Origin of the sequence: Oricola sp., assembly GCF_022763245.1 — a bacterium.
Lineage (GTDB): Bacteria > Pseudomonadota > Alphaproteobacteria > Rhizobiales > Rhizobiaceae > Oricola.
The window spans coordinates 672,349-697,606 of record NZ_JALEGV010000041.1; the positions used below are offsets into that span (position 1 = coordinate 672,349).

General features: G+C 65.7%; 24 protein-coding genes and 1 tRNA gene. 1 reads left to right on the forward strand and 24 read right to left on the reverse strand.

Features of this window, described 5'->3' with window-relative positions:
* Positions 1-2: 2 nt before the first annotated feature.
* From MRY80_RS23860 to MRY80_RS23915, 12 genes are all read right to left on the reverse strand, one after another.
* Complete coding sequence (locus MRY80_RS23860; protein WP_293293826.1) at positions 3-1,181, reverse strand: branched-chain amino acid ABC transporter permease; 1,179 nt, start codon at positions 1,179-1,181, stop codon at positions 3-5.
* 1 nt (position 1,182) lies between these two features.
* Positions 1,183-2,211, reverse strand: coding sequence for a branched-chain amino acid ABC transporter permease (locus tag MRY80_RS23865; RefSeq protein WP_293293827.1), 1,029 nt, complete (start codon positions 2,209-2,211; stop codon positions 1,183-1,185).
* Positions 2,212-2,321: 110 nt separating this feature from the next.
* On the reverse strand, positions 2,322-3,677 hold the full coding sequence (locus tag MRY80_RS23870) for a substrate-binding protein (protein ID WP_293293829.1): 1,356 nt from the start codon (positions 3,675-3,677) through the stop codon (positions 2,322-2,324).
* A gap of 227 nt (positions 3,678-3,904) precedes the next feature.
* Entirely contained in the window at positions 3,905-4,351 is a 447-nt protein-coding gene (locus MRY80_RS23875) for a periplasmic heavy metal sensor (RefSeq protein WP_293293831.1), read from the reverse strand.
* Positions 4,351-4,752 carry a hypothetical protein gene (locus MRY80_RS23880; RefSeq protein ID WP_293293833.1) on the reverse strand — a complete coding sequence of 134 codons (402 nt, stop codon included), beginning with the start codon at positions 4,750-4,752 and terminating at the stop codon, positions 4,351-4,353. Before MRY80_RS23880 ends, MRY80_RS23875 begins: the two co-directional genes overlap by 1 nt.
* The gene (locus tag MRY80_RS23885; protein WP_293293835.1) at positions 4,752-5,342 is read right to left on the reverse strand and encodes a sigma-70 family RNA polymerase sigma factor; all 591 of its coding nucleotides are present in this window, start codon (positions 5,340-5,342) and stop codon (positions 4,752-4,754) included. The genes MRY80_RS23880 and MRY80_RS23885 overlap by 1 nt, the downstream gene beginning before the upstream one ends.
* Positions 5,343-5,419: 77 nt before the next feature.
* Entirely contained in the window at positions 5,420-5,875 is a 456-nt protein-coding gene (locus tag MRY80_RS23890) for an EF-hand domain-containing protein (protein WP_293293837.1), read from the reverse strand.
* Positions 5,876-6,016: 141 nt separating this feature from the next.
* Entirely contained in the window at positions 6,017-6,721 is a 705-nt protein-coding gene (locus tag MRY80_RS23895) for a L,D-transpeptidase (RefSeq protein WP_293294223.1), read from the reverse strand.
* Between the two features lie 84 nt (positions 6,722-6,805).
* Positions 6,806-7,198, reverse strand: a complete 393-nt coding sequence (locus MRY80_RS23900; RefSeq protein WP_293293839.1) for a hypothetical protein — start codon at positions 7,196-7,198, stop codon at positions 6,806-6,808.
* A 170-nt stretch (positions 7,199-7,368) separates the two neighbouring features.
* Positions 7,369-8,166 carry a xanthine dehydrogenase family protein subunit M gene (locus tag MRY80_RS23905; protein WP_293293840.1) on the reverse strand — a complete coding sequence of 266 codons (798 nt, stop codon included), beginning with the start codon at positions 8,164-8,166 and terminating at the stop codon, positions 7,369-7,371.
* 143 nt (positions 8,167-8,309) lie between these two features.
* The gene (locus MRY80_RS23910; protein ID WP_293293842.1) at positions 8,310-10,652 is read right to left on the reverse strand and encodes a xanthine dehydrogenase family protein molybdopterin-binding subunit; all 2,343 of its coding nucleotides are present in this window, start codon (positions 10,650-10,652) and stop codon (positions 8,310-8,312) included.
* A 118-nt stretch (positions 10,653-10,770) separates the two neighbouring features.
* Positions 10,771-11,262 carry a (2Fe-2S)-binding protein gene (locus tag MRY80_RS23915; protein WP_293293844.1) on the reverse strand — a complete coding sequence of 164 codons (492 nt, stop codon included), beginning with the start codon at positions 11,260-11,262 and terminating at the stop codon, positions 10,771-10,773.
* Positions 11,263-11,598: 336 nt separating this feature from the next.
* Here MRY80_RS23915 and MRY80_RS23920 point away from each other — a divergent pair.
* Positions 11,599-11,674: transfer RNA gene (locus MRY80_RS23920), tRNA-Thr, on the forward strand.
* Between the two features lie 103 nt (positions 11,675-11,777).
* Here MRY80_RS23920 and MRY80_RS23925 read toward each other — a convergent pair.
* The 12 genes from MRY80_RS23925 to MRY80_RS23980 all read right to left on the reverse strand — a co-directional run bounded on the left by MRY80_RS23925 (position 11,778) and on the right by MRY80_RS23980 (position 25,203).
* A complete protein-coding gene (locus MRY80_RS23925; RefSeq protein ID WP_293293846.1) occupies positions 11,778-13,022 on the reverse strand; it encodes a Gfo/Idh/MocA family oxidoreductase in 1,245 nt (414 codons plus the stop codon).
* Positions 13,023-13,037: 15 nt separating this feature from the next.
* A complete protein-coding gene (locus MRY80_RS23930) occupies positions 13,038-14,051 on the reverse strand; it encodes a LacI family DNA-binding transcriptional regulator (RefSeq protein WP_293293848.1) in 1,014 nt (337 codons plus the stop codon).
* A 1-nt stretch (position 14,052) separates the two neighbouring features.
* Complete coding sequence (locus MRY80_RS23935; protein ID WP_293293850.1) at positions 14,053-15,042, reverse strand: ABC transporter permease; 990 nt, start codon at positions 15,040-15,042, stop codon at positions 14,053-14,055.
* The gene (locus MRY80_RS23940; protein WP_293293852.1) at positions 15,039-16,028 is read right to left on the reverse strand and encodes an ABC transporter permease; all 990 of its coding nucleotides are present in this window, start codon (positions 16,026-16,028) and stop codon (positions 15,039-15,041) included. The genes MRY80_RS23935 and MRY80_RS23940 overlap by 4 nt, the downstream gene beginning before the upstream one ends.
* Positions 16,028-17,533, reverse strand: a complete 1,506-nt coding sequence (locus tag MRY80_RS23945) for a sugar ABC transporter ATP-binding protein (RefSeq protein ID WP_293293854.1) — start codon at positions 17,531-17,533, stop codon at positions 16,028-16,030. The genes MRY80_RS23940 and MRY80_RS23945 overlap by 1 nt, the downstream gene beginning before the upstream one ends.
* A gap of 68 nt (positions 17,534-17,601) precedes the next feature.
* Positions 17,602-18,627 (reverse strand): ABC transporter substrate-binding protein, encoded by a 1,026-nt coding sequence (locus MRY80_RS23950; protein WP_293293856.1) that lies wholly within the window; start codon positions 18,625-18,627, stop codon positions 17,602-17,604.
* Between the two features lie 219 nt (positions 18,628-18,846).
* On the reverse strand, positions 18,847-20,142 hold the full coding sequence (locus MRY80_RS23955; protein ID WP_293293858.1) for a TRAP transporter large permease: 1,296 nt from the start codon (positions 20,140-20,142) through the stop codon (positions 18,847-18,849).
* On the reverse strand, positions 20,139-20,651 hold the full coding sequence (locus MRY80_RS23960; RefSeq protein ID WP_293293860.1) for a TRAP transporter small permease: 513 nt from the start codon (positions 20,649-20,651) through the stop codon (positions 20,139-20,141). The genes MRY80_RS23955 and MRY80_RS23960 overlap by 4 nt, the downstream gene beginning before the upstream one ends.
* Positions 20,652-20,703: 52 nt before the next feature.
* The gene (gene dctP, locus MRY80_RS23965) at positions 20,704-21,723 is read right to left on the reverse strand and encodes a TRAP transporter substrate-binding protein DctP (protein ID WP_293293862.1); all 1,020 of its coding nucleotides are present in this window, start codon (positions 21,721-21,723) and stop codon (positions 20,704-20,706) included.
* 20 nt (positions 21,724-21,743) lie between these two features.
* Positions 21,744-22,931: a CaiB/BaiF CoA-transferase family protein gene (locus MRY80_RS23970; RefSeq protein ID WP_293293864.1), complete on the reverse strand. Its 1,188-nt coding sequence runs from the start codon at positions 22,929-22,931 to the stop codon at positions 21,744-21,746.
* A complete protein-coding gene (locus MRY80_RS23975; protein WP_293293866.1) occupies positions 22,928-24,013 on the reverse strand; it encodes a CoA transferase in 1,086 nt (361 codons plus the stop codon). Before MRY80_RS23975 ends, MRY80_RS23970 begins: the two co-directional genes overlap by 4 nt.
* Entirely contained in the window at positions 24,010-25,203 is a 1,194-nt protein-coding gene (locus MRY80_RS23980; RefSeq protein ID WP_293293868.1) for a CoA transferase, read from the reverse strand. Before MRY80_RS23980 ends, MRY80_RS23975 begins: the two co-directional genes overlap by 4 nt.
* Between the last annotated feature and the right edge of the window lie 55 nt (positions 25,204-25,258).

Genomic DNA, 25,258 nt, shown 5'->3' on the forward strand with positions numbered 1-25,258 from the left:
CCTTACTCCGCTGGCTGGCTGACGGTCTTGGAACCGCTCGCCTTGCTGGAGTTGTCCCGGCCAAACGAAGCCCTGATCCGGCGTGCGCCTTCCATCAGCCCGCCTGGCAGGAAGATCACGATGACCATGAACAGGAAGCCAAGCGTCAGATGCCAGCCTTCGCCGACGAAGAACGAGAACAGTCCGACGAGGAAGTCCTCGACACCGTCCGGCAGGGCCGAAAGGGCGTTGTGCAGAATGCCCTCGTTCCACGACGAGACCTTCTGTTCGGCATATTTGATCAGGCCGGCGCCGAGCACCGGGCCGACAAGCGTGCCGGCGCCGCCGAGAATGGTCATCAGGACCACTTCGCCCGAGGCCGTCCACTGCATGCGTTCGGCGCCCGCGATCGGGTCGGTGATCGCCAGAAGCGAGCCGGCCAGCCCGGCATACATGCCGGAGATCACGAAGGCCGATATCAGATAGGGGCGGGTATGGATGCCGGTGTAGTTGAGCCGGTTCTGGTTTGACTTGATCGCCTTCAGCATCATGCCGAAATTCGACTTGGTGATGCACATGGCGATGAAGAAGCAGATGATCAGCAGTACGGCGCAGAAATAGAATCCCGGATAGCCGCTCATCTTCATGCCGAAGAGATTGGTGATCGGCACGCCGACCTCGGGAATTCCGAACAGCTGGTCGATGACGCGCACGTCGCCGTCGCGCAGCGAGGTTTCCGCCGTCTGGCGGATGGCACGCACCTGCAGGCCGGTCTCGCCATTGGTGATCGGCGTGAGCACCGAATAGGCGAGGTTGTAGCTCATCTGCGCGAACGCCAGCGTCAGGATCGAGAAATAGATGCCCGAGCGGCGCAGCGACACGTATCCGATGAGGAACGCGAACACCGCGGCCATGCCGACCGACAGGATGACGGCCGGGATGACGTTCATGGTCAGGAGCTTGAACGACCACACCGCCACATAGGAACCGACGCCGATGAAGGCGGCGTGGCCGAAGGACAGGTAGCCGGTCAGGCCGAACAGGATGTTGAAGCCGATGGCGAAGATGCCGAAGATGGCGAACTTCTGCAGAAGGTCCGGATAGGCCGCGCCGATCGGCTGGAGCGCCCAGGGGAGCACCAGCACGATTGCGGAAAAGACGATCAGCAGCAGCCAGTCGTTACGGGAGAGCGAGCTGAACATTTTAGTCCTCCATCACGCCTTTGCGGCCCATCAGTCCGCGCGGCAGCGTCAGGAGCACGATCACGGCGACGAGATAGATGATGATCTGGTCGATGCCCGGAAGGATGGATTTCACCTCGTTCATCGATGCGAAGCTCTGCAGGATGCCGAGCATGAAACCGGCCAGGACGGCGCCTGCAAGCGAGCCCATGCCGCCGACGACGACGACGACGAAGGACAGGACGAGGAAGTCCATGCCCATGTGGTAATCCGGCGGCAGGATGGGCGTGTACATCGCCCCGGCGACGCCGGCGACCGCGGCGGCGAGGCCGAAGACGACGGTGAAGCGGCGCTGGATGTTGATGCCCAGGAGGCCGACCGTCTCGCGGTCCTGCATGCCGGCACGCACGACCATGCCGAACGTGGTGAACTGCAGGAAGGCGAAGACGCCGAAGATCACGAGGGCGGAGAACATGAAGTAGACGAGGCGCCACCACGGATAGATGACATTGTCGCCCAGCCCGACCCAGTTGCCGACATTGGCGGCGCCGGCGAACACGTCAGGCGCGGACTGCGGGATCGGGTTGGCGCCGAAATAGTGCCGGACGATCTCCTGCAGGATGATCGCGAGGCCGAAGGTCACGAGGATCTGGTCGGCATGCGGACGCTTGTAGAAATGCTTGATCAGGCCGCGTTCCATCACCACGCCGATGATCCCCATCACGATGATGGCGAGCAGGATGGAGATCGGCACCGACCAGTCGAGCAGGAATTCGCTGACCTGGGGGCCGAACCATTCCTGCAGATAGGGCACCTGTTCCTTCAGCGGATTGCCGAGGAAGTCCTTCTGCGTCTCGCTGACCCGCTCGAAGGAGATGTTGAGAATGCGATGAAGCGTGACAGCGCAGAATGCGCCGAGCATGAAGAGGGCGCCATGCGCGAAGTTGACCACGCCCAGCGTTCCGAAGACCAGCGTCAGGCCGAGCGCGATCAACGCGTATGCGCCGCCCTTGTCCAGTCCGTTCAGAATCTGAAGGAATATTGCGTCCATAACGATATACCGCCGAAACAGTCCGGCGGCTCCTCCCGCGCGGACTTGAAGACTATCCTATTGCGAACCGGCCGCCAATCTGGCGGCCGGTCGCTCGGTGTCGAAGGTGCTTAGGCTGCGCCGTCGTTGTACGGGCCGAGCTCGCCGCCGAGCAGTTCGGCCGGGTACTCGACATTGGCGCGCGGCGTGACTTCCACGACTTCCAGAAGGTCGTACTTGGTGGACGGGTTTTCCTTACCCTTCACGACCAGGACGTCCTTGAAGCACTGGTGGTCGGAACCACGATAGGTCGTCGGACCGTTGCCGAGACCGTCGAAGTCGAAGTCCTCGAGCTGGGCGCCCACGACGCTCGGCTGGAAGGTGCCGGCGCGCTGGCAGGCATCCGCATAGAGGATGGCCTGTGCGTAGCAGGTGTGCGCGGCCTGCGACGGCGGGAAGCCGTACTTTTCGCCGAAGGACTGGACGAATGCCTTGGAGGCGTCGTCCTGCAGCGACCAGTGCCAGTTGGTCGAACCGAAGATCCCCTTCGCGGCGTCGCCGGCACCCTGCACCATCAGGCGCGAGTAGAGCGGAACCACGATGACGAAGTCCTTGCCGTTGACCTGCTTGTCACGCAGGCCGAACTGCACGGCCTGGGTCAGCGAGTTGACCATGTCCTTGCCGTAGTGGTTCAGCACCAGCGTGTCGGCGCCGGAGTTGAGGATCGGCGTGATGTACTGCGAGAAGTCGCCTGCGCCGACCGGCGTGCGGACAGCTGCGACGGTCTCCCAGCCCAGCGGCTCGGTGTATTTCTGGATCGAGCCTTCCTGCGACCAGCCCCAAGTGTAGTCGGCCGTCAGGTGATAGACCTTGCGGTCGGTGCCGTAGTTGTTCTTGAGCACCGGTGCGAGCGCGGCACCCGTCATCTCCGTGTTGAAGAAGTGACGGAAACCGTTGGCGCGCTTGTCCTTGCCGGTCGTGTCGTTGGAGTGGGTCAGGCCGGCCATGAAGATGACGCCGGCTTCCTGGCAAAGGCCCTGGACGGCGATGGCGACGCCCGAGGACGAACCGCCGGTGATGACCACGGCGCCGTCATTCTCGATCATGCGCTTGGCCGACGCGCGAGCCGCGTCAGACTTGGTCTGCGTGTCGCCGGTGACGAATTCCACCTTTTTGCCGTTCACGCCGCCGCCTGCGTCGCGCAGGGCCGCGGAAGAGAACGTGTCCAGCATGCCGCCGCCGCCGGCATTGATGTGCTCGACAGCGAGTTCGTAGGCGCGCAGCTCGTCCGCGCCCTCATCGGCGTAGGCGCCGGTCTGCGGCACGTTGAAGCCGAAGGTGACCGTGCCGCCCGTCGGGGCGTTGCGGTAGTTCTCGCTCTGAGCGAGTGCACCGCGGGTGAAGAAGTACGGCGTTGCCAGCGCCACCGATGCGGCGCCGCCATATTTCAGCACCGAACGGCGGTTGACGATAAGCTTCTTGCTCATAGGGCTCCTCCCAAAAAATGAACTGGTAACCGGACGGCCGCCTCCTTCAGCATTCGACCGGAAGGTGTTTGGTACCGGATTGCCCGGACAGGCCGCAATTATCCATTGTGCGTAAGAGCCCCCTCGAATTAGGCCTTGCACGCCTGTCTTTGCCCAATTTTTCGGCATTGTCGGCCGTGGCGGCAGGGTGATCGTCTTCAACCTGCGCGCGAAAGTTCCGGGCTGTCTCAGTCGCGGAAACTCTCCAGCCGCTCGGAGAAGCCTTCGCGCGGCGTACGGATCTTGGCGCGCTCGGCGGGGTCCGCGTCGCGCATGACGTCGAGGAGATGCTCCTGCCCGGTCGCCTGCAGGTCGGACACCGCCTGGCGCACGTCGGCCATCGCCGCGCGGACCGCATCCTCGTCCAGCGGGTCGGCGCGCATCAGGTCGAACATGCGTTTTCGCGCCGCGTCGATATCGGCGACGTCCGCGCGCACGGTGTCGCGATAGGTGTCGAATTCCGCGCGGATGGCGCGGCGGAGCGCCGGCGGGTAGACGTCGACGGCCTGGCGCACGGCCATCACCGCGCCGGGGTTGCGCCACATCCACATCGCCGTCCCGGTCGACAGGAAGGCCAGGATCGACACCGGCACGAGGATCGCGACCAGGAGCTTGTTCAGTCCGCGCGCTGTCATCAGAAGCCTCCCGCGACGCCCGACGCGACGACTGTCGCGACGGTGTCGAGCAGCGCGGCCGGAACGATCAGCCCGGCGACCGCGGCAGTGACCGCGTAGCCGATCCCCGCCAGTCCGAGAGACCCGGCGAGAACGCCGGCGATCCCGGCCGGCGTGACGTCGAAGATCGCCCTCTCGTCGCCGGTCGCGATCGCGAGGATGCGCGCGGCGAGATCGCCGGCCGGGCCGACAGCGGCGGCAGCCTGCACCGACCGGTCCACATGGCCGATCGCCGCGGCCATGCGCCTCGCCTCGTCATCCGTGGCGACCAGGGCGAGCGCCGCGTCGCGCCGGCCGTGCGGCCAGCGGTCGGGGTCACCTCCATGGGCAAGCAGAAACTGTTCGAATTGATCCCTGTCCATCACTCGGCCCTTTCGCGCCCGGTTGCCTGATCGCGCAGCGTGCGCCTTGCGCGCACCAGTAATTGTTCGACCGCGCCCGTGCTGATCTGCATTGTTTGCGCGATCTCCGGATTGGCAAGCCCCGCCACGACGCTCAAAAGCAGCGCCATGCGTTGCCGGTCGGGCAGCGCCTTGACCGCCGCCGCGGCCAGCGCGAGTTCGCCGCGCCCCGACAGGGTCCGCTCCGGATCGTCGTCATTCGCCATCACTGCTTCCACCTTGTCGAGCCCCACCCAGGACTTCAGCCTTCGCCGCCGCATGTGGTCGATGCAGCGGTTGGCGGTGACGCGGAAAAGCCATGTCGAAAACCTCGCCTCGCCCGCCTCCCATCTGGCGGCATTGCGCCAGACGGCAAGAAACACGTCCTGGGCGATGTCGTCGGCGTCGGCGGCGTTGGCGACATAGCCCTGCGCGACGCGCCGGACGCGGTCGAGATGGCGCGACACGAGCAGGCCGAAGGCCCGCTCGCTGCCGCCGGCCGCGGCGCGAAGAAGCTCGTCATCTGTGTCCTCGCGCGGCACGGCGACTTGATCCCGCTTCCGATCACCCATCGTGTGTGACCGTGTTGTTGTAGACGCCCCCGCCGGGACCGACAATCGCGCCGGTCCCGGACAGGCGCCGGCCCGTGTCAGCGGGCGGCGGCCAGGATTTCGGCGATGCGGTCCAGTTCCGTGCGGTCGATCGAACCGTCGGCGTCGAGGTCGACAAGCGCCAGGCCGGGGCGGGGCGCGGACTGGAACTCGCTCAGCGAGACCGCGCCGTCGCCATTAAGGTCGAACTGGTCGAGGCGTTCCTCTCCCATCATCCGCGCGATCTCGGCGCGGCGCTGGCGCCGCTCGGCCGCCTTGCGGATCTCGGCCTGCGAGATCGCGCCGTCTCCGTCGGTGTCGGCGCGCTCGAAGGCGTGGAGCCGTAGCGTCTCGATCTCCTGCGGGTCGAGGCGGTCGTCGCCGTTCGTGTCGCCGGTCTGGAGAAGGAAGTTGATCAGCAGCCTGGCACGGGGGCCGGCTTCCGCGGCGCTTGCAGGGCTGGCAATAGCGACGCCGACGCACAAGAGGCCGGCCATGGCGGTCAAGGATTTCATGAGGATGCTCCCGTCTTCTGGTCAGTTGGAACAGGCCGGATCATGTCCGACCTGCTCCTGACACGCGGGCGCAGCCGGCCTCCTACGCGGACAATGGAAAAAAGTCCGGTCGGCGGGGGCGGCCTGGGTGAGGCGGGTCGTCTACACGACCACGATCGAAGCGCCGGAGGTGACGCGGCCATAGAGGTCGATCACATCCTGCTGGATGAGGCGCACGCACCCGCTGGAGACGGCCTTTCCGATCGACCAGTATTCCGGCGAACCGTGGATGCGGTAGAGCGTGTCCTCGCCGTTCTGGAAGATGTAGAGCGCGCGGGCGCCGAGCGGATTGGTCGGACCCGGCGGCATGCCGCCATTCGCCGCGCTCCATTGCTCCAGTTCCGGCTGGCGCTGGATCATCTCGTCCGGCGGCGTCCATTTGGGCCATTGCCGCTTGTAGGCGATCTTCGCGCGGCCGGACCATTCGAAACCCGCCCGGCCGAGACCGACGCCATAGCGCATGGCCATGCCGTCTTCCTGAACCAGATGCAGGAAGAAGGTCTTCGTGTTGACGATGACCGTGCCGACGGGTTCGCGGGTCGCGAAACGGACCTGCTGGCGATGGAAGCGCGCCGGCACCTTTGCCGCATCGACGGCGGGTATCGGGAAGCGCTCATTCGGCAGCGCCCGGTAGGCCGTGACCGTGGCCGACGGCGTTGCCGCAACCGGTGGCGCCGCGATCGGGCTGTCGGTTTGGCAGCCGGCAAGAGCCACGCTGGCGATCCCGGCGGCTCCGGTCAGAAAGCGCCGGCGAGACAGGGGAAGGGCGTTCGGCGTGTCGTCCGAAAGCCGGTGAAGGCCGCGCATGTCGCGCGGCGTGATGGTGTTTGTCATGATCTGATGTCCTGATTGCGTTAGCAGGGCCGGCGCGTTCGCGCGGCGTTTCGGCAATCAGGCGATCGGTGGTCTGAAGAGCCGGCCGGTCTCGTGTCCGGACAGGCTCGGCGGGATGGATGCCACGTGCAGCGCGCGCGCCAGGGGCGGAAAGACCAGCACGATGTCGCAGGGGTGCTTCGCTTCGCTGCTGCACGATGAAGACGAGAGGGGCTTCGTGTCGCCGCTGCGGGGCGGCAGGACCTTGCGCCAGCAAAGGCGCTTCGTCGACGGGTTGCCGACTTCCGAACCTGTCCCCGCATTTACTCCGGTCTCGATACCGGCCGACCCCAGCGCCGCAGCGGCACTGGCTTCCGCGAGTTCCAATCCGGTGAGCAGCAAGGATAACAGCAGGACGATCACGACATTGCGCATGAGGCTCATTAAGGCCGCAATGGTGTCGATTTCCATGAACGCCGGATCAAACATCCGTGAAGCGCGTCTTCACGCGGAGGCCCCGCAGGCGTGCGATCGCCGGTTTGTTTGACGGTCGGCAGGAGAGAATTTGCGCCCGCAACACAAGGGGCTTGCAGCGCGGGACCCGCGACCGATTGGCCGCAGGCCGGTTTGGTCAGGGGCGCTTAGCCCGCCGAAGCGACGGCGCGCTTGGCCATGACCTTGACGAGATTGGCGCGGTAGTCCGCCGTGCCGTGCAGGTCCTCCATCATGTCGCCCGCATCGACGGAGAGGCCGTCCAGCGCGCCGGCGGAGAAATCGGAGGACAGCGCCGCTTCGGCGTCGCTCCACCGGTAAACGCCGTCATTGCCTGCACCGGTCACGCCGACGCGCACGCCATTGCCGCCCTTGGCCACGAACACGCCGGCCATGGCGTAGCGCGAGGCGGGGTTAGGAAACTTGGAATAGGCGCAGGCATCCGGCGCGGTGAAGGAGACCGCCGTGACGATCTCGTCCTCGTCCAGGGCCGTCTCGAACATGCCGGTGAAGAAATCGTCCGCGGCGATGTCGCGCTTGGAGGTGTGGATCGTCGCGCCGAGAGCCAGCATGGCGGAGGGGTAGTCGGCCGCCGGATCGTTGTTGGAGATCGAGCCGCCGATCGTGCCCATGTGGCGCACCTGCGGGTCGCCGATGTGGCTGGCGAGCGAGCAGAGGCCCGGGCAGACGGCCTTCAGGTCCGCCGAATTGGCCACGTCGTAATGCGTCGTGCCGGCGCCGATGCGGACATTCGCACCATCGACGGAAATGCCCTTCAGATCGGCGATATGGCGCAGATCGATCAGCGAATCCGGCGCCGCCAGGCGCTGCTTCATGGTCGGGATCAGGGTCTGGCCGCCGGCGACGAATTTGCCGCCGTCGGCTTCGCCCATCAGCTTGACCGCTTCCTCGACGGAACCGGCGCGATGGTAGGTGGTCTCATACATGGTCTAGGTCCTTTCGCTCTCGGGCCGTGTCGCGCCTACGGCGCCGGCCCTTCGCGGGCGCGCAGCGAAGCAGGCTGAGACCGTTCGGCCTCGACCTTCCTCGCCTTGTGCACGCATCCCGCTCATCCTCGGTTCATTTTCTGTCAGGCCCGCATGGCCGCCCACACCTTCTGCGGCGTGGCGGGCATGGTCAGGTTGTTGTTGCCGATCGCGTCGGTGATCGCATTCATCACCGCCGGCGGCGAGCCGATGGCGCCGGCCTCGCCGCAGCCCTTGATCCCCAGCGGGTTCGACGGGCAGGCGGTGACCGTGTGCGACACCTGGTAGGACGGCACGTCGTCGGCGCGCGGCATGGTGTAATCCATGTAGCTCGCCGTCAGAAGCTGGCCGGTCTCGCGATCATAGGCCGTGCCTTCGAGAAGCGCCTGTCCGATGCCCTGGCCGATGCCGCCATGAACCTGCCCCTCGACGATCATCGGGTTGATGATGTTGCCGAAATCGTCCGCCGCGACGAACTGCACGATCTCCGTCTTGCCGGTGTCCGGATCGACCTCGACTTCGCAGACATAGCAGCCGGCCGGGAAGGTGAAGTTGGACGGATCGTAGAACGCGCCCTCCTTCAGGCCGGGCTCCATGCCCGCCGGCAGGTTGTGGGCCGTGTAGGCGTTGAGCGCGACTTCGTGCCAGCCAAGCGCCTTGTCAGTGCCGGCAACCTTCACCTGGCCGTTTTCGATGACGATGTCGGACTCGTCGGCTTCCAGCAGATGTGCGGCGATGGCCTTGGCCTTCACCTCCACCTTGTCGAGGGCCTTGACGATGGCGCTCATACCGACGGCGCCGGAGCGCGAGCCGTAGGTGCCCATGCCCATCTGCACCTTGTCGGTGTCGCCATGCACGACCGAGACCGAATCGATCGGAACGCCGAAGCGGTCCGCGACGAGCTGGGCGAAGGTCGTCTCGTGGCCCTGGCCGTGGCTGTGCGAACCGGTGAGGATCTCCACCGTTCCGACTGCGTTGACGCGCACTTCCGCCGATTCCCACAGGCCGACGCCGGCGCCGAGCGAACCGACGGCCTGGGACGGGGCGATGCCGCAGGCCTCGATATAGCAGCTCATGCCGATGCCGCGTTTCTTGCCCCGGCTCTCGGCTTCCGCCTTGCGGGCCGCAAAACCGGACCAGTCGGCGGCCGCCATCGCGGCGTCGAGCGAAGCCTCGTAGTCGCCGGCGTCGTAATTCATGATCACCGGCGTCTGGTAGGGGAATTCGCGAATGAAGTTCGTCCGCCGCAGTTCCGCCGGCGAGACGCCCAGTTCGCGCGCCGCCGTTTCAACGGTGCGCTCCAGGAGATAGGTCGCCTCCGGACGGCCGGCGCCGCGATAGGCGTCGACCGGTGCGGTGTTGGTGTAGACCGTGCGCACGTTGCAGTGGATCGCCGGGATCGTGTACTGGCCCGACAGCAGCGTGGCATAGAGATAGGTCGGCACCGACGACGAGAAGAGCGACATGTAGGCGCCGAGATTGGCGATCGTGTCGACCTTCAGGCCGGTCATCCGGTTGTTGGCGTCGAACGCCAGTTCCACCGTCGTGACATGGTCGCGGCCATGCGCGTCGGTCAAAAACGACTCGGTGCGGTCGGCGACCCACTTGACCGGAACGCCGCTCTTCTTCGACGCCCACAGGCAGACGATTTCTTCCGGGTAGATGTAGATCTTCGAGCCGAAGCCGCCGCCGACATCGGGGGCGATCACCCGCAGCTTGTTTTCCGGCGCCACCGAATAGAAGGCGCTCATGACGAGACGCGCGACATGCGGGTTCTGCGAGGTCGTCCAGCAGGTGTAGTGGTCCTCGGCCTCGTCATAGACGCCAAGCGTCGCGCGCGGCTCCATGGCGTTGGGCACGAGCCGGTTGTTGACGATCTGCATGCGGGTGACATGGGCTGCCGACGCGATCGCCGCATCCGCCGCGGCGCCGTCGCCGATCTCCCAGTCATAGATCAGGTTGCCGGGCGCGTTGTCGTGGATCAGCGGCGCGCCGTCCTTCAGCGCGTCCACCGCCTCGGTCACGGCGGGCAGTTCCTCGTAGGTGACGTTCACGGCCTCGGCGGCGTCGCGCGCCTGACCTTTCGTGTCGGCCACGACGATCGCCACGGCGTCGCCGACATAGCGCACCTTGGACTGGGCCAGCGGGCGCCAGTCGCCCATGTTCATCGGCGAGCCATCCTTGGAATGGATCATCCAGCCACAGATCAGCGAGCCGATGCCGTCATTGGCGAGTTCGTCGCCGGTCAGGACGGCGATCACGCCCGGCATGCTGGCCGCAGCGGCGGTGTCGATGCCCTTGATGGTCGCATGGGCGTGCGGCGAGCGCACGAATGCGGCATGCTTCATGCCGGGGACGACCATGTCGTCGGTGTAACGGCCCTTGCCGGTGATGAACCGCTTGTCTTCCTTGCGCGCCACCCGGGCGCCGATGCCTTCAATACCCATAAGTCACTCCTCCCTATGGTTGCCAGCGAACGGGCAAATGCGGTCCGCGATCACGGGATGTCCCGCAGCCGCTACCGCCTCCTCCTGCCGTGTTCGCCGCTCATTGTTGCCTTCCCGCCTATTCGGCGGCCACTTTCGCTGCGCCGCTCATCTCCTCCGCGGCGGCGAGGATCGACTTGACGATGTTGTGGTAGCCGGTGCAGCGGCAGATGTTGCCTTCCAGTTCGGCGCGGACGGTCTTCTCGTCCAGCTTGCCGCCGTAACGGTTGATCATGTCGACCGCCGACATGATCATACCCGGCGTGCAGAAGCCGCACTGCAGGCCGTGATGCTCCTTGAAGGCTGCCTGGACAGGGTGCAGCGCGCCGCCGGCCGCAAGCCCCTCGATGGTCGTGACTTCGCTGCCCGAGGCCTGGGCGGCGAGCATGGTGCAGGACTTCACCGCCTTGCCGTCGACATGCACGACGCAGGCGCCGCATTGCGACGTGTCGCAGCCGACATGGGTGCCCGTCATGTTGAGTGTTTCGCGCAGGAACTGCGACAGCAACGTCCGGTCTTCCACCTCCGCGGAGACTGCGCGACCGTTCACCGTCAATTCTACTTTGGACATCTAGATCCTCCCACTGACTTTCGACGAGTGCGCCGCAGGACCGGCACACGATTGCGTCCACCCGGAACTTGGCGGCGAACTCGGGAATTGTCCATATGGCACAAACAATAAACAGGATGTGTGCATGTGCCGCGCATTCCGGTCTTGAATTCCCCGGCCGATGCCGATAAAGCGCCCGTTAGCGTTTTTGACGTATGTTCGACGCTCCTCGCCGCATGAAGTCAGTTGCCAGAACGCATCGTTCGCAAGGCTCGGGCCAAAGCGGTGGGAAGTCCGAGAACACGGGTGATCGACGCCAGTTCGAAGTGACGAAAAACTGATTCAGAATCTTCGAATGCCCCAATAGCTCAGTTGGTAGAGCAACGCATTCGTAATGCGTAGGTCGCTGGTTCGAGTCCGGCTTGGGGCACCACCATTTCCGACACTCCGCCAGTCCCCCTGTGACATAGAGTCCCGGCTCCGTTTACGGAACGCCCGTCTTCGAGCCCGGCGAAATCGCCGCGCGGCCGACAGGTTCATGCGGAGACGCGCGCGACGAGCGGGACGTAGTCCTCCAGATCAGGTGCCGGGAACTTCACCGTCTCGCCGGTTTCCGCCGAGCGGTAGAGGCCGATCAGGATTTCCACCACCGCGAGCCCGTCATGGAAGGTCTCGAGCGGGGTCTCGCCCTTGCGGAAGTGCTCGACCATGTGCCGGTTCTCGTCGGTGTAGCCATAGACGCCGGCTTCGTCTTCAAGGACGGGCATCAGGCCCTGTTCGGCATTCTGCTTCTCGACAAGATCCTCGCCCTCGGAGCCTTTCACGGCGCGCGACATGAAGATCTTCAGACCGGTCGCCAGCGAGTTGAACTCCATCGCGTATTCGGGGCCGAGCAGTTCGAGCTGGATCCTCAGGCCCGCGCCGACATAGGCCCAGGAGGTCGTCGCCTCGATCATCAGTTCGTTGCCGTCCTCGTCCTCCAGCGAGACCGTGGCGCGGGCGAAATCCTCCGACGGCCGGTTGCGGTAATCGACCTCGGCGCCGAAGCGCTCGCGCAGCTCGTCGGCATAGCGCGGCCGGGTCCATTTGAGATTGGCGACCGTGCCGTTGACCGCCTTGACCCTCAGTGAATCACGCGGCGCGCCGGGCGCGGTCAGCAGGTGCCGCGCGACCTCGACGGAATGGCACATCATGTCGTTGAGCACGCCGCCGCCCTGCTTGTCGCCCTGCCAGAACCAAGGCTCGTGCGGCCCCGAATGCTCTTCCGCCGCACGCGCGAGATATGGGCGTCCGGTCGTCGAGGCGGCGCGGCGCCAGACGATCTCCTTGCCGCGAAGCACCGGCGTGGCGAAGACCTGGTTTTCGAGATAGCCGTGATTGAGGCCTGCATCCTCGGCGAGATGCAGCATCTCGCGCGCCTCGGCGATGGTGCGCCCGAGCGGCTTTTCGCAGGCGACGGCGAAGACGCCGCTGCGTCCGCCCTTCACCTCGTCATGGATCGTCCGCATGATTTCCAGGCGCGTATGGTTCGGCGTCAGGATCCAGATCGCGTCGACATCCTCGGCCTGCAGCAGCGATTGCAGCGATTCATGCGGCTTGCATTCGCCGAGCCACAGCGCCGCGACATGGTCGGCGATCCGCTGCCGGTTTTCCGCCTTGCGACTGTAGACGCCCGTCACCTCGACATTGCGCACACCGACCATCGCCTTCAGGTGGAACTCGGCGATGAAACCGGTTCCGACGAAGCCGACGCGCAGGATTTTCTTCGGAAAGGCGGTCATGTCTGCGTGTCTCCTTCAGGTCGTGGTGGGTGGCGCGGTTGTGCCGCGGATTTGCAGGGTGGTGGGCATGATGACCGCGTCCGCGGGAACCGGTCCGCCGGTCATCTTCTGGAGAAGGATCGTCATCGCCTCCCGGCCGATGTCGGCACGCGGCTGGCAGACCGTCGAAAGCGGCGGCTGGAACGCTTCCGACAGGAACAGGTCGTCGAAACCCATGACGGAAACCTTCCCCGGCACGGCCATGCCGAGATCGCTCAGCTTGCCGATCACCCCGAATGCCATGCTGTCGCTGGCCGTGAATATTGCGGTGGGCGGTGAGGCAAGGCTCATCAACCTGGCACACGCGTCCTGGCCGCTTTTGAGGCCGAAGTCGCCGCGGGCTTCGTATTCCTCCGGGACGGCAAGGCCGGCATTTTCCATCGCCTGCCGGTAGCCCTGCAGCCGGCGTTTGCTCATCCCTTCCGGGATCGGCCCGGTCACATGCGCAATCCGTGTGTGGCCGAGCCCGATCAGGTGTTCCACGGCTTCGCGCGCCGCCGCCTCGTTGTCGATCAGAACATGCGGAAAGGACGAGCCCTCGATCATTTCCAGCGCCACGACGACCGGCCGGTCGGGAGCGGCTTCGCGGGTCTCCCGCGTCGGCAGCTTGCCCGTCATCAGGATCATGCCGTCGGCATGCCCGTCGCCGAGCATTTCGAAATACTCCGCCTCGCGGTCCGGATCGTCCTCGGTGTTGCCCATGAGAACGGAGTAGCCGGCCTCCCGGGCCGCGGCCTCGACGCCCTTGAAGATCTCGAGATAAAACGGGTTGCCGACATCGCGCACGACCATGAGCACCGCCATGGACCGCTGCGTTCTCAGGTTGCGGGCGCTGACATTCGGTCGGTAGCCGAGGCTTGCCGCGGCGTCCCGGATACGGGTGAGCGTCGGCTCGGCGACGAGGCCCGTCCCCGTAAGCGCGCGTGACACCGTGGCCGGAGAAACCCCGACGGCCGCGGCGATGTCCTTGATGCGCGGGGTCTTCTCCATGTCAGCCCCGCATGGAGCGGCCGCGCCCGTAAAACAGCATGAGCACCAGGAGCGTCGCGCCGAAGACCATTTGGCGGCCGGAGTCGTCGATGTTGATGGTGGTCAGGATGCTCTGCAGGATCACCAGGAGAACGGCGCCGGCCATCGTGCCGGTATAGCCGCCCTTGCCGCCCGAGAGCGGCGTGCCACCGAAGACGACCGCGATGATCGACGGCAGCATGTATTGTTCGCCGACATTGGCAAAGGACGAGCCCGAATAGCCGAGCAGGCAGATGCCCGCGATCGCGGCGAAGACGCCCGACAGAACGAAGAGCGAGATCCGCATGAGCTTCACCGGCACGCCCGCCATGTAGGCGGCGTGCTCGTTGGAGCCGATGGCGAAGATCCGGTAGCCGAACACGGTGCGCCGCAGCAGGAAGGCCATGAACACGCCGATCGCCGCCCAGAGCCAGATGATCCCCGGCAGGCTGAACAGGAAGGATTGGGTGACGAAATCCGACAGGGCCGGTGCGGCGCGGCCGGACGGAATGCCCTGCCGGATCACCACGAGTAGCCCCTGCAGGACGCCCAGCATGCCGAGCGTCATGACGAGCGGGGGAATGCGCAGGAAGGTGACGCCGAACCCGTTGAAGAAGCCGAACAGGGCGCCCGTCGCGATGCATGCGGCAACCGCCGGCAGGATGCCGCCATTCTCGCCGGCCATGACGTTTCCGGCGACGATCGCGCTCAGCGACACGACCCCGCCGACCGAAAGGTCGATGCCTTCCCGACCGCCGATGATCACCAGGTTCTGTCCCGCCGCGACGATCCCCATCAGGGCGGCGACGATCAACAGGCGCAGGATCTGCTCGCCAGAAGCGAAACCGGGCGACAGCGTCTCGCCGAGGAAGAGCAGCGCCGCGATCAGCGCCAGCGCGACGACGAGCGGCTGCCTGACGAGCGTGGCGAGCCCCGAGGATGCGGGACGCGAAGCCTGGTCGACCGACGTCATGACTTCGCCCTCCGACCGACGAGCACGCCGACCATCAGCGCCAGCAGGATGGCGAGGCCTTGGACCAGGTTCTGCCATTCCGACGGCGTGCCGACGAAAAAGACGAGCGAACTGATCAGGCCGATGATGAGCGCGCCGAAGACGGAGCCCGTCACCGATCCGACGCCGCCGGAGAGCGCGGTGCCGCCCAGCACCACGGCGGCGACGGAATTGAGCGTCATCTCGCCGCCGACAAGCGGGTCGCCGCTTGCGGTGTCGCCGGTGACGCAGAGCGCCGCCAGCGCCGCGAAGACCCCGCACAGCGCATAGCCCTTCAGGCGGATCAGCGTGACCGGCAGCCCGGTCTGGTAAGCCGCCTGCTGGTCGTCGCCGACGGAGAGCAACTGGGTGATCAGGCGCGTGCGGGCGATCAGGAAGAGGACGATCGCGATGGCGACCGCGACGTAGAAGACGAAGGGAAAGCCGAAGAAGGTGCCGCCATAGGTGCGCCAGTAGACGGTCGGCGCCGGCGTTCCGGCGACAGGCAGGACATAGAGCGCGAGACCTGTGAACAGGATGCTGGTGGCGAATGTCGCGACGATCGCCTGCAATCTGAGGACGGCGACGACGATGCCGTTGACGATGCCGCAGGCGAGCCCGATCAGGATGCCGGCGCCGCAGGCGAGCAGGACCCCGCCCGGACTGCCGCCGAGATGCTGCATCAGCATGATGATCCCGACATTGACCAGCGACAGGATCGCCCCGACGGACAGGTCGAGATCGGCCGCGTAGATGACATAGGTCTGCGCCACCGATAACAGGATCAGCGCCAGATAGGTGCTGATCAGCCCCCGTATCGCCCGGTAGGACAGGCTGTTCGGCTCGAACAGCCCGTTCAGTGCCAGGAGGACGACGAGGATGACCAGCGCGGGCAGGAAGGGAAACCGTTCGATGAAGCGGCGGAAGCTTCGCGGAGCAGAACCCGCGATGACGGTCGTGTCGCTCATCAGGCGGCCTCGTATGCGGCATGGTAGAGGTTGTAGCGCGTCCGGTCCGAGCCGGTCAGTTCGCGCGCAATCGCTCCCGAGTTGAAGACGAGTATGCGGTCGGCATTGTTGAGCAGTTCCGCATCCTCCGAGGAGTAGAGAACGATCGCCATGCCTTCCGCGGCGAGTTCGCGGATGAGGGCGAAGAGATCGGTCTTGGTCTGCAGGTCGATGCCCTTGGTCGGGTCGTCGAGGAGAAGCACGGCCGGCCGGTCGATCAGCCAGCGGGCGATGATGACCTTCTGCTGGTTGCCGCCCGAGAGCGAATTGATCGAACTGGCCAGACCCGCATATTTGGTCTTCAGCGCCTCCAGCGCCGGCAGCGCCTTGTTGCGCAGATGCGACGGCCGGGCGAGCGCCAGGCGGTTTTTCAGGAAATGGATGGGCGTGACGTTTTCAAGGATGGGCCGTCCGGCAATCGCCCCGTCACGGCCGCGGTCGCCGGAGATATAGGCGAACCCCTCGCGGATGGCCGCGCGGGGGCGCGCGGCGGACATCGACCGGCCGTCGAGCACGACACTGCCGGAATTGCCGGGCGTCGCCCCGAAGAGGGCCCGCAGAACCGCCGACTGACCCTGTCCGTGCAAACCGCCGAAGCCGACGATCTCGCCCTCGGTGACCTCGAAGCCGATATTGGAGAAGCCGGGTCCCGAGAAGCCTTCGACCTTCAGGATGACTTGGCCGCCGCCCGATGCGGCGTCGTTCGCCGCCTCCGCTGGCGGCGCGAGTTCGCCCTTTTCCCCGACCATCCGCCGGATGATGGCGTCGTGATCGGTGTCGGCGATGCGATCGGTCTCGATGGTCTCGCCGTCGCGCATGACGGTCACGCGGTCGCCGATGGCGAAGATCTCGTCCATGCGGTGCGAGATGAAGATGATGCTGCGGCCTTCTTCCTTCAGGCGGCGCAGGATGCCGAAGAAGCAGTCGACCTGCGCCCGGTCGAGCGCCGAGGTCGGTTCGTCGAAGATCAGGATCGGCGCCTCGGTCGCCAGCGTCTTCATGATCTCGACGAGCTGGCGCTGATCCGCACGCAGCGATTCCACGGTCGCGTCGAGCGAGAAGCCGGTTCCGGCGACCTCGGCGAACAGATCCGCATAGCGGCGCGCCGTCTCGGCCACCTTCGCACGATCGACGAAGACGCCGCCGCTGACCGGCAGGGCGGCGAGGCAGATATTCTCCGCCACCGTCCGGTGCGCCGCGAGGCTCAGTTCCTGGTAGAAGATGCCGATGCCCGCCTTGCGGGCGTCGTTGGGACCGGAGAATTCCACGGAGCGGCCGTCGATAAGCACCTCGCCGCCATCCGGGCGGACGCTGCCGGCGACGATCTTGCAGAGCGTGCTCTTGCCGGAGCCGTTGGAACCGATGAGGACGTGGACCTCGCCGCGGTCCAGTTTCATGTCGCCGCGGCGGAGCGCCACGGTCGCGCCATAGGCCTTGCGGACGCCGCGCAACTGAAGTTTCGACATCGATGTCTCCGGATCAGCGAATGGGCGGGACGCCGGTCATGGACCGGCGCCCCTCTCCGGGAGGATGCTTACTTGAAGAGCGCTTTCGCGTCGTCGATGGAAAGCGCGTCCGTGTAGGAGTAGTAGCCCGGCTTGCCGTCGAGCTCGGTCGCCGCTTCCTTGACGTTGCTGCCGTCGATGAACGGGATCGGCAGATACATCGCGTTGCCGTACTGGCCCGCCGTCGCCGGCTCCTTGAGCTCGTTGCCCTGCAGGAGCAGGACGGCGACGTTGAGTGCGCTCGCCATCACGCCGGGCGGGTTGACCGATGCGCCGGAGGTCAGGTCGTTTTCGACCCAAAGGTCGATGAAGTCCTTTCGGATCTCGCCGGTTGCCGCGATGTCGCCGGTCTTGCCGGCATCCATGATCGACTTCCATGCGCCGGCGGCCATGCCGTCCTGCACCCACACGCCGTCAATGTCCGGATAGGTGGCGAGAAGGTTCTGCATGGCCTGCTGGCCCTGCGCCTGGTCCCAGTTCGCGTTCACCTCGTTGACGACCTCGATGTCCGGATAGCCGTCGAAGACTTCGGTGTAGCCGGCGACGCGCATCTGGTTGGCCGGATGGCCGGCGACGCCGTTGATCGCGACGACCTTGCCCTTGCCCTCAAGCGTTTCGGCCAGCCACTTGGCGCTCTCTTCGGCCCAGCCCTTCTGGTCGATGCCGACATACATGGCATCCGGCGAGGACACTTCGGCATCGGTCGAAATCACCAGAATGCCGGCTTCCTTCGCCTGGGCGAAGACCGGATCGAACGCCGTCGGGCTGTTCGGGTTGATGATGATCGCGTCAACGCCCTGGTTGATGAAGTTGCGCACATGGGCGATCTGGCCCGGCACGTCGACATTGGCGCTCTGGACGACGACCTTGACGTCGACGCCCTGATCCTTCCACGCCGCCGCGGCCTCTTCGGCCTCGTCGATCATCTGGGTGCGCCATTCGGAACCGACCCAGCCGTTCGACAGGCCGATCGTGAAGTCCTCCGCCTGCGCGGCGAAAACGGTCACCGCGAGCGCTGAAACAGTAATAGTCGCAAGTCTGGAAATTCGGGTCATTGTCGTTCCTCCCTTGATGACCTGATGCAAGGGAAACACGGAATGAAATCGATTTCAATCATAATCCGCGAATTGTCGGAACGCAGTCGGAGGCGGGGTCGGGACGTGAGAATGCGGGCCGAAAACGGATCGGGCGGTTGGACTGCGCGGCCATGGCGTCGGGAGACGGACCGCAGACCGTGTGTCGCCAAGTCTGTCTCTTAGACCGGGACCGAGGCGTCAGAGCCCCGGCAGCCAGAGGACGATCGCGGGGAAAGCGAGGAGCAGCGCGACGTGCAGGATGTCGGCGACGACGAACGGCAAGGTTCCCCTGAAGATCTTGTTGAGCGGGATGTCGGGCGCGACGCCTGACAGCACGTAGACATTCATGCCGACGGGCGGGGTGATGAGGGCGATCTCCGTCATGCGCACGACCAGCACGCCGAACAGCACGGCGTCGAAGCCCAGCGACGTGATCAGCGGGAAGAACAGCGGCACCGTCAACGTCATCATCGCCGAGGCATCCAGCACCATTCCGAGCAGGAAATAGACGCCGAGGATCATGAACAGCACGACCGTCGGCGAGAAGCCGGAATCGGACACGAAGCCGACGATGTTGAGCGGAATATTGCTGACGGTGGCAAAGGCGTTGAAAGTCAGGGCGCCGAACAGGATGCCGAAGATCATGCCGGTCGTCTTCAGCGTGCTGTAGGCCGCTTCCTTGGCCGCCTTCCATGTCAGGCGCCGCCGCAGGACGGAGACGATCACCGCGCCGAACGCGCCCACGGCGCCGGCCTCGGTCGGCGTGAACCAGCCGAACATGATGCCGCCCATCACCAGCGCGAAAAGTGCGATCACCTCGCCGGTGCGGCCGAAGCTCTTCAGTTTTTCCACGAAGCTGTATTTCGGCCCCCGCGGCCCGAAGTCGGGATTGAGCCGGCACATGATGGCGATCACGGCCATGTAGAACAGGGCGAGCAGGATGCCGGGAATGATGCCTGCGGCGAACATCTTGCCGATCGAGGTCTCGGTCAGGATGCCGTAGATGATGAACATGCCGCTCGGCGGAATGAGGCTGCCGATCGTGCCGCCGGCGGCGACGGCGCCCGAGGCCAGCGAGACGTCGTATTTCGCCTTGCGCATTTCCGGCAGGGCGACGAGGCCCATCGTGGCGGTGGTGGCGAGCGACGACGCGCTGACGGAGGCGAAGCCCGCCGAGGCGCCGATGGTCGCCATCGCGAGCCCGCCGCGGCGTCGGCCGAGCCAGTGTGCGGCGAAGTCGTAGAGGTCGCGGCCGATGCCGGAGGCAAACAGGATATGCGCCATGAACAGGAAGAGCGGCACCGTTCCGATGGCGTAATTGGTCGTCAGCTCGTAGCCGATGACGCCGATCTTCACCACGGCGGCGTGCAGGCTGATCAACGACGCAAATCCGATGAAGCCGACGAGACCCATCGCAAAGCCGATCGGCATGCCGAAGGTGACGAGGCCGAACAAGGCGGCCAGTCCGACGAGGCCGGTGAGGACGGGGGTCATGCGTCTTCGTCCATCGAAGGAGTGTTCCTGGCGACGGTCGCCTGGATCGCGCGCCCGACCTGGAAGACGAGCACGCAGCACAGAAGCACCAGCGCCGCCGCCATCACCCACCGGAACGGAGCGACCGGAAAATCGAGAAGCGGCGCGCGCTCGTTCTGCGCCTGCCGGATGAGCGCCTCGCGGATCGCCGACCACGAGATGAAGGCCCAGAAGATTGTGCCGAGCGCCAGCATCAATGCTTCCAGCAGGCTCTGGACCCGCTCCGGAAAGCGCGAGATGAGCAGGTCGACGCGGGTATGGCCCTTCTCCCATGCGGCATAGACCAGCGAGAAGCTGATCGCCGGAATAAGCAGCAACTCCGCCAGGACATAGGTGCCGGGAAACGCGATGCCGACCGCGCGGAAGACCACCGTGACGACGGTCAGCAGCATCAGGCTGGCGATCGACGTGATACCGATCAGGGCCCCGATGCGGGTGAGAATGCGCAGAAGGCGTTCAACGGTGTTCATGCGAGGTCCCGAATGGACGCCGGGACGAGCCCGGCGTCGGGATTGGCTTTGATCAGTATGCCGCGCGGATTTCCGCCAGCACGTCCGAACCCGGCAAGCCCTGTTCGTCCAGCTTGGCTGCGACCTCCTTGGCGTTGGAGGCGAAATGCTCGGCATATTCCGCCTTCACCTCGTCGGCGACCGCGTTGAACTGCACGCCCTTCTCCTCGCCATAGGCCTTGCCGACATCCTCGGCCTTCTGCGCCTCTTCGAGCGTCTTGAGGCTGATCCATTCGATATTGTCGTCGAAGACCGCCTTGATGTCGTCGGGCAGGCTGTCCCACTTCGCCTTGTTGATGGCGCGGGACGGATAGGCGCCGCGGCTGTGCGGCAGTTCGGAGTAGTATTTGACCACTTCCGCGAAGCTCAGCGACTTGAGCGCCTCGTAAGGCGCGATGACGCCGTCGACGACGCCTTTCTGCAGCGCCGGATAGGTCTCGGTCATCGGCATGGTCACGCCTTCGGCGCCGAAATCGGCGAGCGGGCCGACATAGTCGAGCGCCGAGCGGATGCGCAGCCCCTTCAGGTCGTCGAGCGTGTTGACCGGCTTCTCGCGCAATTGCAGGTGCATCGGGGTGCCGACATTGAAGCCGAGCACGTGGACGCCTTCCATTTCCTCGGCGAATTGCGGATGCGCGTCCCACAGCTTCATGTAGATGTCGAGGACCTTGCCCGCGTCGGCGAAGCCGTAGAACAGCGCCGGCGTGTTGCGGGTCAGCTCATAGCCGGACCGGGCATAGATCGGCGCGACATAGGCCATGTCGGCGACGCCGGCGGCGAGTTCGTCGACACCTTCGCGGCTGGTGATCAGCGACCGCCCCCAATAGGGCGTGATCTTGACCCGGCCGTCGGTCTGCTCCTCGATCCGGCTGATCCATTCCACGTCGGCGGCGCCGTAGGGATGGGTCGGCGAGTAGGGCGAAGCGTAAGAGAATTCGAACTCGGCCGCCGCTGCCGCGGAGCCGCCGAGCACCGCGCCGGCAAGTGCGGCCGCCGCGGCTGTCATCGTGATGAACGTTCTTCTCGTAGTCATGGTTTTCCTCCCTTTCATGATTACTGGACCGGTGCGAGGCCGGCGGTCGATGCGATCAGCCTCGACACGTCGACACCCGGAAGATCGAGCGCCTCGAGGACCTGTCTCGTGTCGGCTCCGGGCGAATGGGCCGGCGTCCTCGCGGTCCCGGGCGTGGCCGTCAGCTTGACCGGCGTGCCCAACTGCCGAACCGTGCCGTCCTCCGTCGCCAGATCCACGACCATGCCCCTGGCGCGATTGTGCTCGTTGGCAAGCGCTTCGCCGATGTCGAGCACCGGCGCGAACTGGGTTCCGGCGCTTTCGAGAATCTCCAGCCATTCGGCCTGTGTCTTCGCCGCGAAGATCCGCTCGAGTTCGGCGCGGATCATCGGGCGTGCCGACACGTCGTTCTGCAGCGGCACGAATTCAGGCTTGCCGACCGTCTGGCAGAAGATGGCCCAGTAGCGCGGCTCCATGTCGGTCGTGCACACGAACTTGCCGTCGGAAGTGCGCCAAAGGCCCATGTCGGCGCGCCGCGTGCCGCGCGGCGGAATGGCGGCCGGATCGGGGTGGCGCGACAGCACGTTGGCCAAGAGGGTCATCGCGCAATCGGTCATGGCCACATCGACATGTTGCCCCTTGCCGGTCCGATCGCGCGCGGCGAGCGCCGCGAGAACGCCGAAGGCGGCATGCGTTCCGGTGACGATGTCGGCCGCCGGGATGCCCGAAAATGCCGGCTCGTCCGGATTTTCGCCGATGCATGACATCACGCCTGCGATCGACAAGGCGACGGGGTCATGACCCGGCTTGTCGCGATACGGGCCGGTCTGGCCGCAAAGCGTCACGCTGCAATAGACGAGGGCCGGATTGACCTTGGCCAGATCGTCATGGCCGAGACCCAACCCGGCCAGCACGCCCGGACGATAGTCCTCGACGAGGACGTCGCAGCCTTCGGCGAGTTTCCTGAGGGCCTGTTGGGCGTCCGGGTCGCCGATGTCGAGCATGACCGACTGCTTGTTCCGGCCGAGAATGTCCTGCTGGCGGATCCGGCGACGCTCCGGCCCGGACAGCTTTTCCCATCCGAAGACGGCGGCCTGCTTGCGCACCTCGCGCGGATTTTCGATCCGGATGACCTCCGCGCCCATGTCCGCCAGCAGCCAGGTGCAATAGGGTCCGGGCAGGAGCCGCGAGAAATCGAGGACCCGCAAGCCTTCAAGCGCGCCGCTCATGATCCCGACCATCCATCAAACCGCGCGATCGGCACCGGTTGCTTCAACCGGCGCTGGGGAGCCGCGTCGCCCGCCCCGTGCCGAAAGAGAGGCCCGGGCAGCGGCGTCTCCGTTCCCGTCGCCTCGTCGGTGACCGGCACGAACAGGCCGCGTGCGGCGAGGTGTTCGCTCTGGCGGACTTCGTCGAGATCGGCGATCACCGAGAGGCCCCAGCCGTTCTTGAGGGACCATTCGCCGAGTTGAGCCTTGTTGTGGGCGGCATAGAAACGCGCGAAGATGTCCTGCCAGCGCTCGATCGTGTCCTGGTCGGTGTCCGCGACGAGGATGTTGTCCCAGTCGATCTCCGTGAGTTCGCCGGCGACGCCTTCTTCGGCCATGATTCTCACGACCGAGCGCATCATCCCCGGGTTGTCGATCATCGACCATGTCACGTAGCCGTCGGCGCAGCGCCAGACCTGCCGGACGCCCGACTTGCCGCGCACCAACTTGTTGCCGGTCCGGTGGCCGATGCGGCCCGTCCATTCATACATGATCGCTTCGCGGTAATTCGCCAATGTCGCGCTCTGGAAGGCGGAGACGTCGATCCGCTGGCCTTTTCCGGTTGTGCGCCGGGCGCGCAGGCCGAGAAGCGCGGCCGTGGCCACCTGGATGCCGGTCAGCGCATAGGCCTGTTCGCCCGGAAGGCGCAATGGCGGTTTGCCGGGGTCGCCGATCACGGTCATCAGCCCGGACAGGGCCATCAGGGTCAGGTCGGTCGCCGGCCGTCCGGCATAGGGGCCGTCCGCGCTGAAGGGGCGGGCGATGACATGGACAAGCCGTGGATTGGCGGTTGTCGGATCGCCGACATCCGGCCCGGTGCCTTTCCGCCTGCCGTCGAGGAGAATGTCCGCTTCGGCGATCAGGCTGCACAGCCTGTCGTCGTCGATATCGGTAAGTCGTTGCTTCCCGTGCTGCCAGGCCAGCGTCCCGTTGTCCGAGCCGATGCTGACGACCTCGGCGCCGAGTTCCGCCAGCATGCGCCCGCCGAAGTCGACGAGTCGGTCGGTCAGTTCGACGACGCGGATGCCTTCGAGCATTGTCATGCGAGAACTCCCGCTTCGGCCAGTCGGGCGATCTCGGTCTCGTCCATGCCGAGAAGCGCTCCGAAAATCTCGCCATTGTGCTCGCCGAGAAGGGGAGCCGGCCCGACGCGCCACGGCGTGTCGGACAGGTGCATGGGCGGCGCCGGCATCATCGATTCACCCAGAACCGGATGCTGCGTCTTCTGGAAATGACCGCCCGCGTTGAGTTCGGGATCTTCCAGGACTTCCTTGCCGTTGAGGACAGGCGCCGCCGGAACACCTGCCGCGGCCAGCCGCTCGGCCAGATCCGTCTTGTCGCTCTGGCCGGTGAGGGCGCCGATCGTCGCGTCGAGCGTTTCGCGCCGGCCATGGCGATCGGCCGCGGTTACGTAGGCGGGGTCGGCGGCCAGCGCGTCGTCGCCAAGCGTGGAACACAGGGCGCGCCACTGCGCGTCGTCCTCGACGGCGATCGCGATCCAGTTTTCGTCGCCCGAGCAGGGGTAGACGCCATGCGGGGCCATGGCCCGGTCGTCATTGCCCGGTTTTTCGGTCAGATCCGGTTCGGCGTAGAGATCCGCGATGACATGGACCATCGGCTCGATCTGCGAAGCGTCGACATGCTGGCCTTCGCCCGTGCGGTCCCGGTGTTCCAGCGCCGCCAGGGTTGCGACGGTGGCGAACATCGGCGCGACGACGTCGCCATAGGCGAAGGGGGGCATGTGGGGGTCGGAGCCCGGCCAGCCGGTCATCGCCGCATGGCCCGAATGAGCCGCCGCGGAATTGCCGTAGCCCCGGAAGCCCGCCATCGGGCCGGTGCGCCCGGCGACCGACACGCTGACGAGGACGATGTCGGGCTTGATCGCCTTGAGTTCGTCGAAGCCGAGGCCGATCCGTTCCATGTAGCCGGGGCCGAAATTTTCGACCACGACATCCGCCCAGGCCACCAGCTTGCGGGCGACGTCGACGCCGCGCGGATCGCCGAGATTGATCGTCACGCTCTTCTTGGAGGTGTTCGTCTGGGCGAAGAAGGCCGAGCCGTCATGGTCCTTCGGGTCGCCGGCAAAGGGGGGCGAGCGCCGACCGAGGTCGAGACGCTTGCGGGATTCGATCTTGATCACCGTCGCGCCATTGTCGGCGAGGTCCTTGGTCGCGCGGGGGCCTGCCCCCACCCAGCTGAAATCGGCGATCTTCAGACCGTCCAGCGCGCCCATTCTCATCCTCCCGAATGTGCCGGCTGCAGCCGGTCGCGTTAATTCGAATATTGGT

Coding starts and splice junctions, on each gene's coding strand:
- MRY80_RS23860 (WP_293293826.1), bottom strand. CDS start 1,181: ATGTTCAGCTCGCTCTCCCGTAACGACTGGCTGCTGCTGATCGTCTTT.
- MRY80_RS23865 (WP_293293827.1), bottom strand. CDS start 2,211: ATGGACGCAATATTCCTTCAGATTCTGAACGGACTGGACAAGGGCGGC.
- MRY80_RS23870 (WP_293293829.1), bottom strand. CDS start 3,677: ATGAGCAAGAAGCTTATCGTCAACCGCCGTTCGGTGCTGAAATATGGC.
- MRY80_RS23875 (WP_293293831.1), bottom strand. CDS start 4,351: ATGACAGCGCGCGGACTGAACAAGCTCCTGGTCGCGATCCTCGTGCCG.
- MRY80_RS23880 (WP_293293833.1), bottom strand. CDS start 4,752: ATGGACAGGGATCAATTCGAACAGTTTCTGCTTGCCCATGGAGGTGAC.
- MRY80_RS23885 (WP_293293835.1), bottom strand. CDS start 5,342: ATGGGTGATCGGAAGCGGGATCAAGTCGCCGTGCCGCGCGAGGACACA.
- MRY80_RS23890 (WP_293293837.1), bottom strand. CDS start 5,875: ATGAAATCCTTGACCGCCATGGCCGGCCTCTTGTGCGTCGGCGTCGCT.
- MRY80_RS23895 (WP_293294223.1), bottom strand. CDS start 6,721: ATGCGCGGCCTTCACCGGCTTTCGGACGACACGCCGAACGCCCTTCCC.
- MRY80_RS23900 (WP_293293839.1), bottom strand. CDS start 7,198: ATGGAAATCGACACCATTGCGGCCTTAATGAGCCTCATGCGCAATGTC.
- MRY80_RS23905 (WP_293293840.1), bottom strand. CDS start 8,166: ATGTATGAGACCACCTACCATCGCGCCGGTTCCGTCGAGGAAGCGGTC.
- MRY80_RS23910 (WP_293293842.1), bottom strand. CDS start 10,652: ATGGGTATTGAAGGCATCGGCGCCCGGGTGGCGCGCAAGGAAGACAAG.
- MRY80_RS23915 (WP_293293844.1), bottom strand. CDS start 11,262: ATGTCCAAAGTAGAATTGACGGTGAACGGTCGCGCAGTCTCCGCGGAG.
- MRY80_RS23925 (WP_293293846.1), bottom strand. CDS start 13,022: ATGACCGCCTTTCCGAAGAAAATCCTGCGCGTCGGCTTCGTCGGAACC.
- MRY80_RS23930 (WP_293293848.1), bottom strand. CDS start 14,051: ATGGAGAAGACCCCGCGCATCAAGGACATCGCCGCGGCCGTCGGGGTT.
- MRY80_RS23935 (WP_293293850.1), bottom strand. CDS start 15,042: ATGACGTCGGTCGACCAGGCTTCGCGTCCCGCATCCTCGGGGCTCGCC.
- MRY80_RS23940 (WP_293293852.1), bottom strand. CDS start 16,028: ATGAGCGACACGACCGTCATCGCGGGTTCTGCTCCGCGAAGCTTCCGC.
- MRY80_RS23945 (WP_293293854.1), bottom strand. CDS start 17,533: ATGTCGAAACTTCAGTTGCGCGGCGTCCGCAAGGCCTATGGCGCGACC.
- MRY80_RS23950 (WP_293293856.1), bottom strand. CDS start 18,627: ATGACCCGAATTTCCAGACTTGCGACTATTACTGTTTCAGCGCTCGCG.
- MRY80_RS23955 (WP_293293858.1), bottom strand. CDS start 20,142: ATGACCCCCGTCCTCACCGGCCTCGTCGGACTGGCCGCCTTGTTCGGC.
- MRY80_RS23960 (WP_293293860.1), bottom strand. CDS start 20,651: ATGAACACCGTTGAACGCCTTCTGCGCATTCTCACCCGCATCGGGGCC.
- dctP (WP_293293862.1), bottom strand. CDS start 21,723: ATGACTACGAGAAGAACGTTCATCACGATGACAGCCGCGGCGGCCGCA.
- MRY80_RS23970 (WP_293293864.1), bottom strand. CDS start 22,931: ATGAGCGGCGCGCTTGAAGGCTTGCGGGTCCTCGATTTCTCGCGGCTC.
- MRY80_RS23975 (WP_293293866.1), bottom strand. CDS start 24,013: ATGACAATGCTCGAAGGCATCCGCGTCGTCGAACTGACCGACCGACTC.
- MRY80_RS23980 (WP_293293868.1), bottom strand. CDS start 25,203: ATGGGCGCGCTGGACGGTCTGAAGATCGCCGATTTCAGCTGGGTGGGG.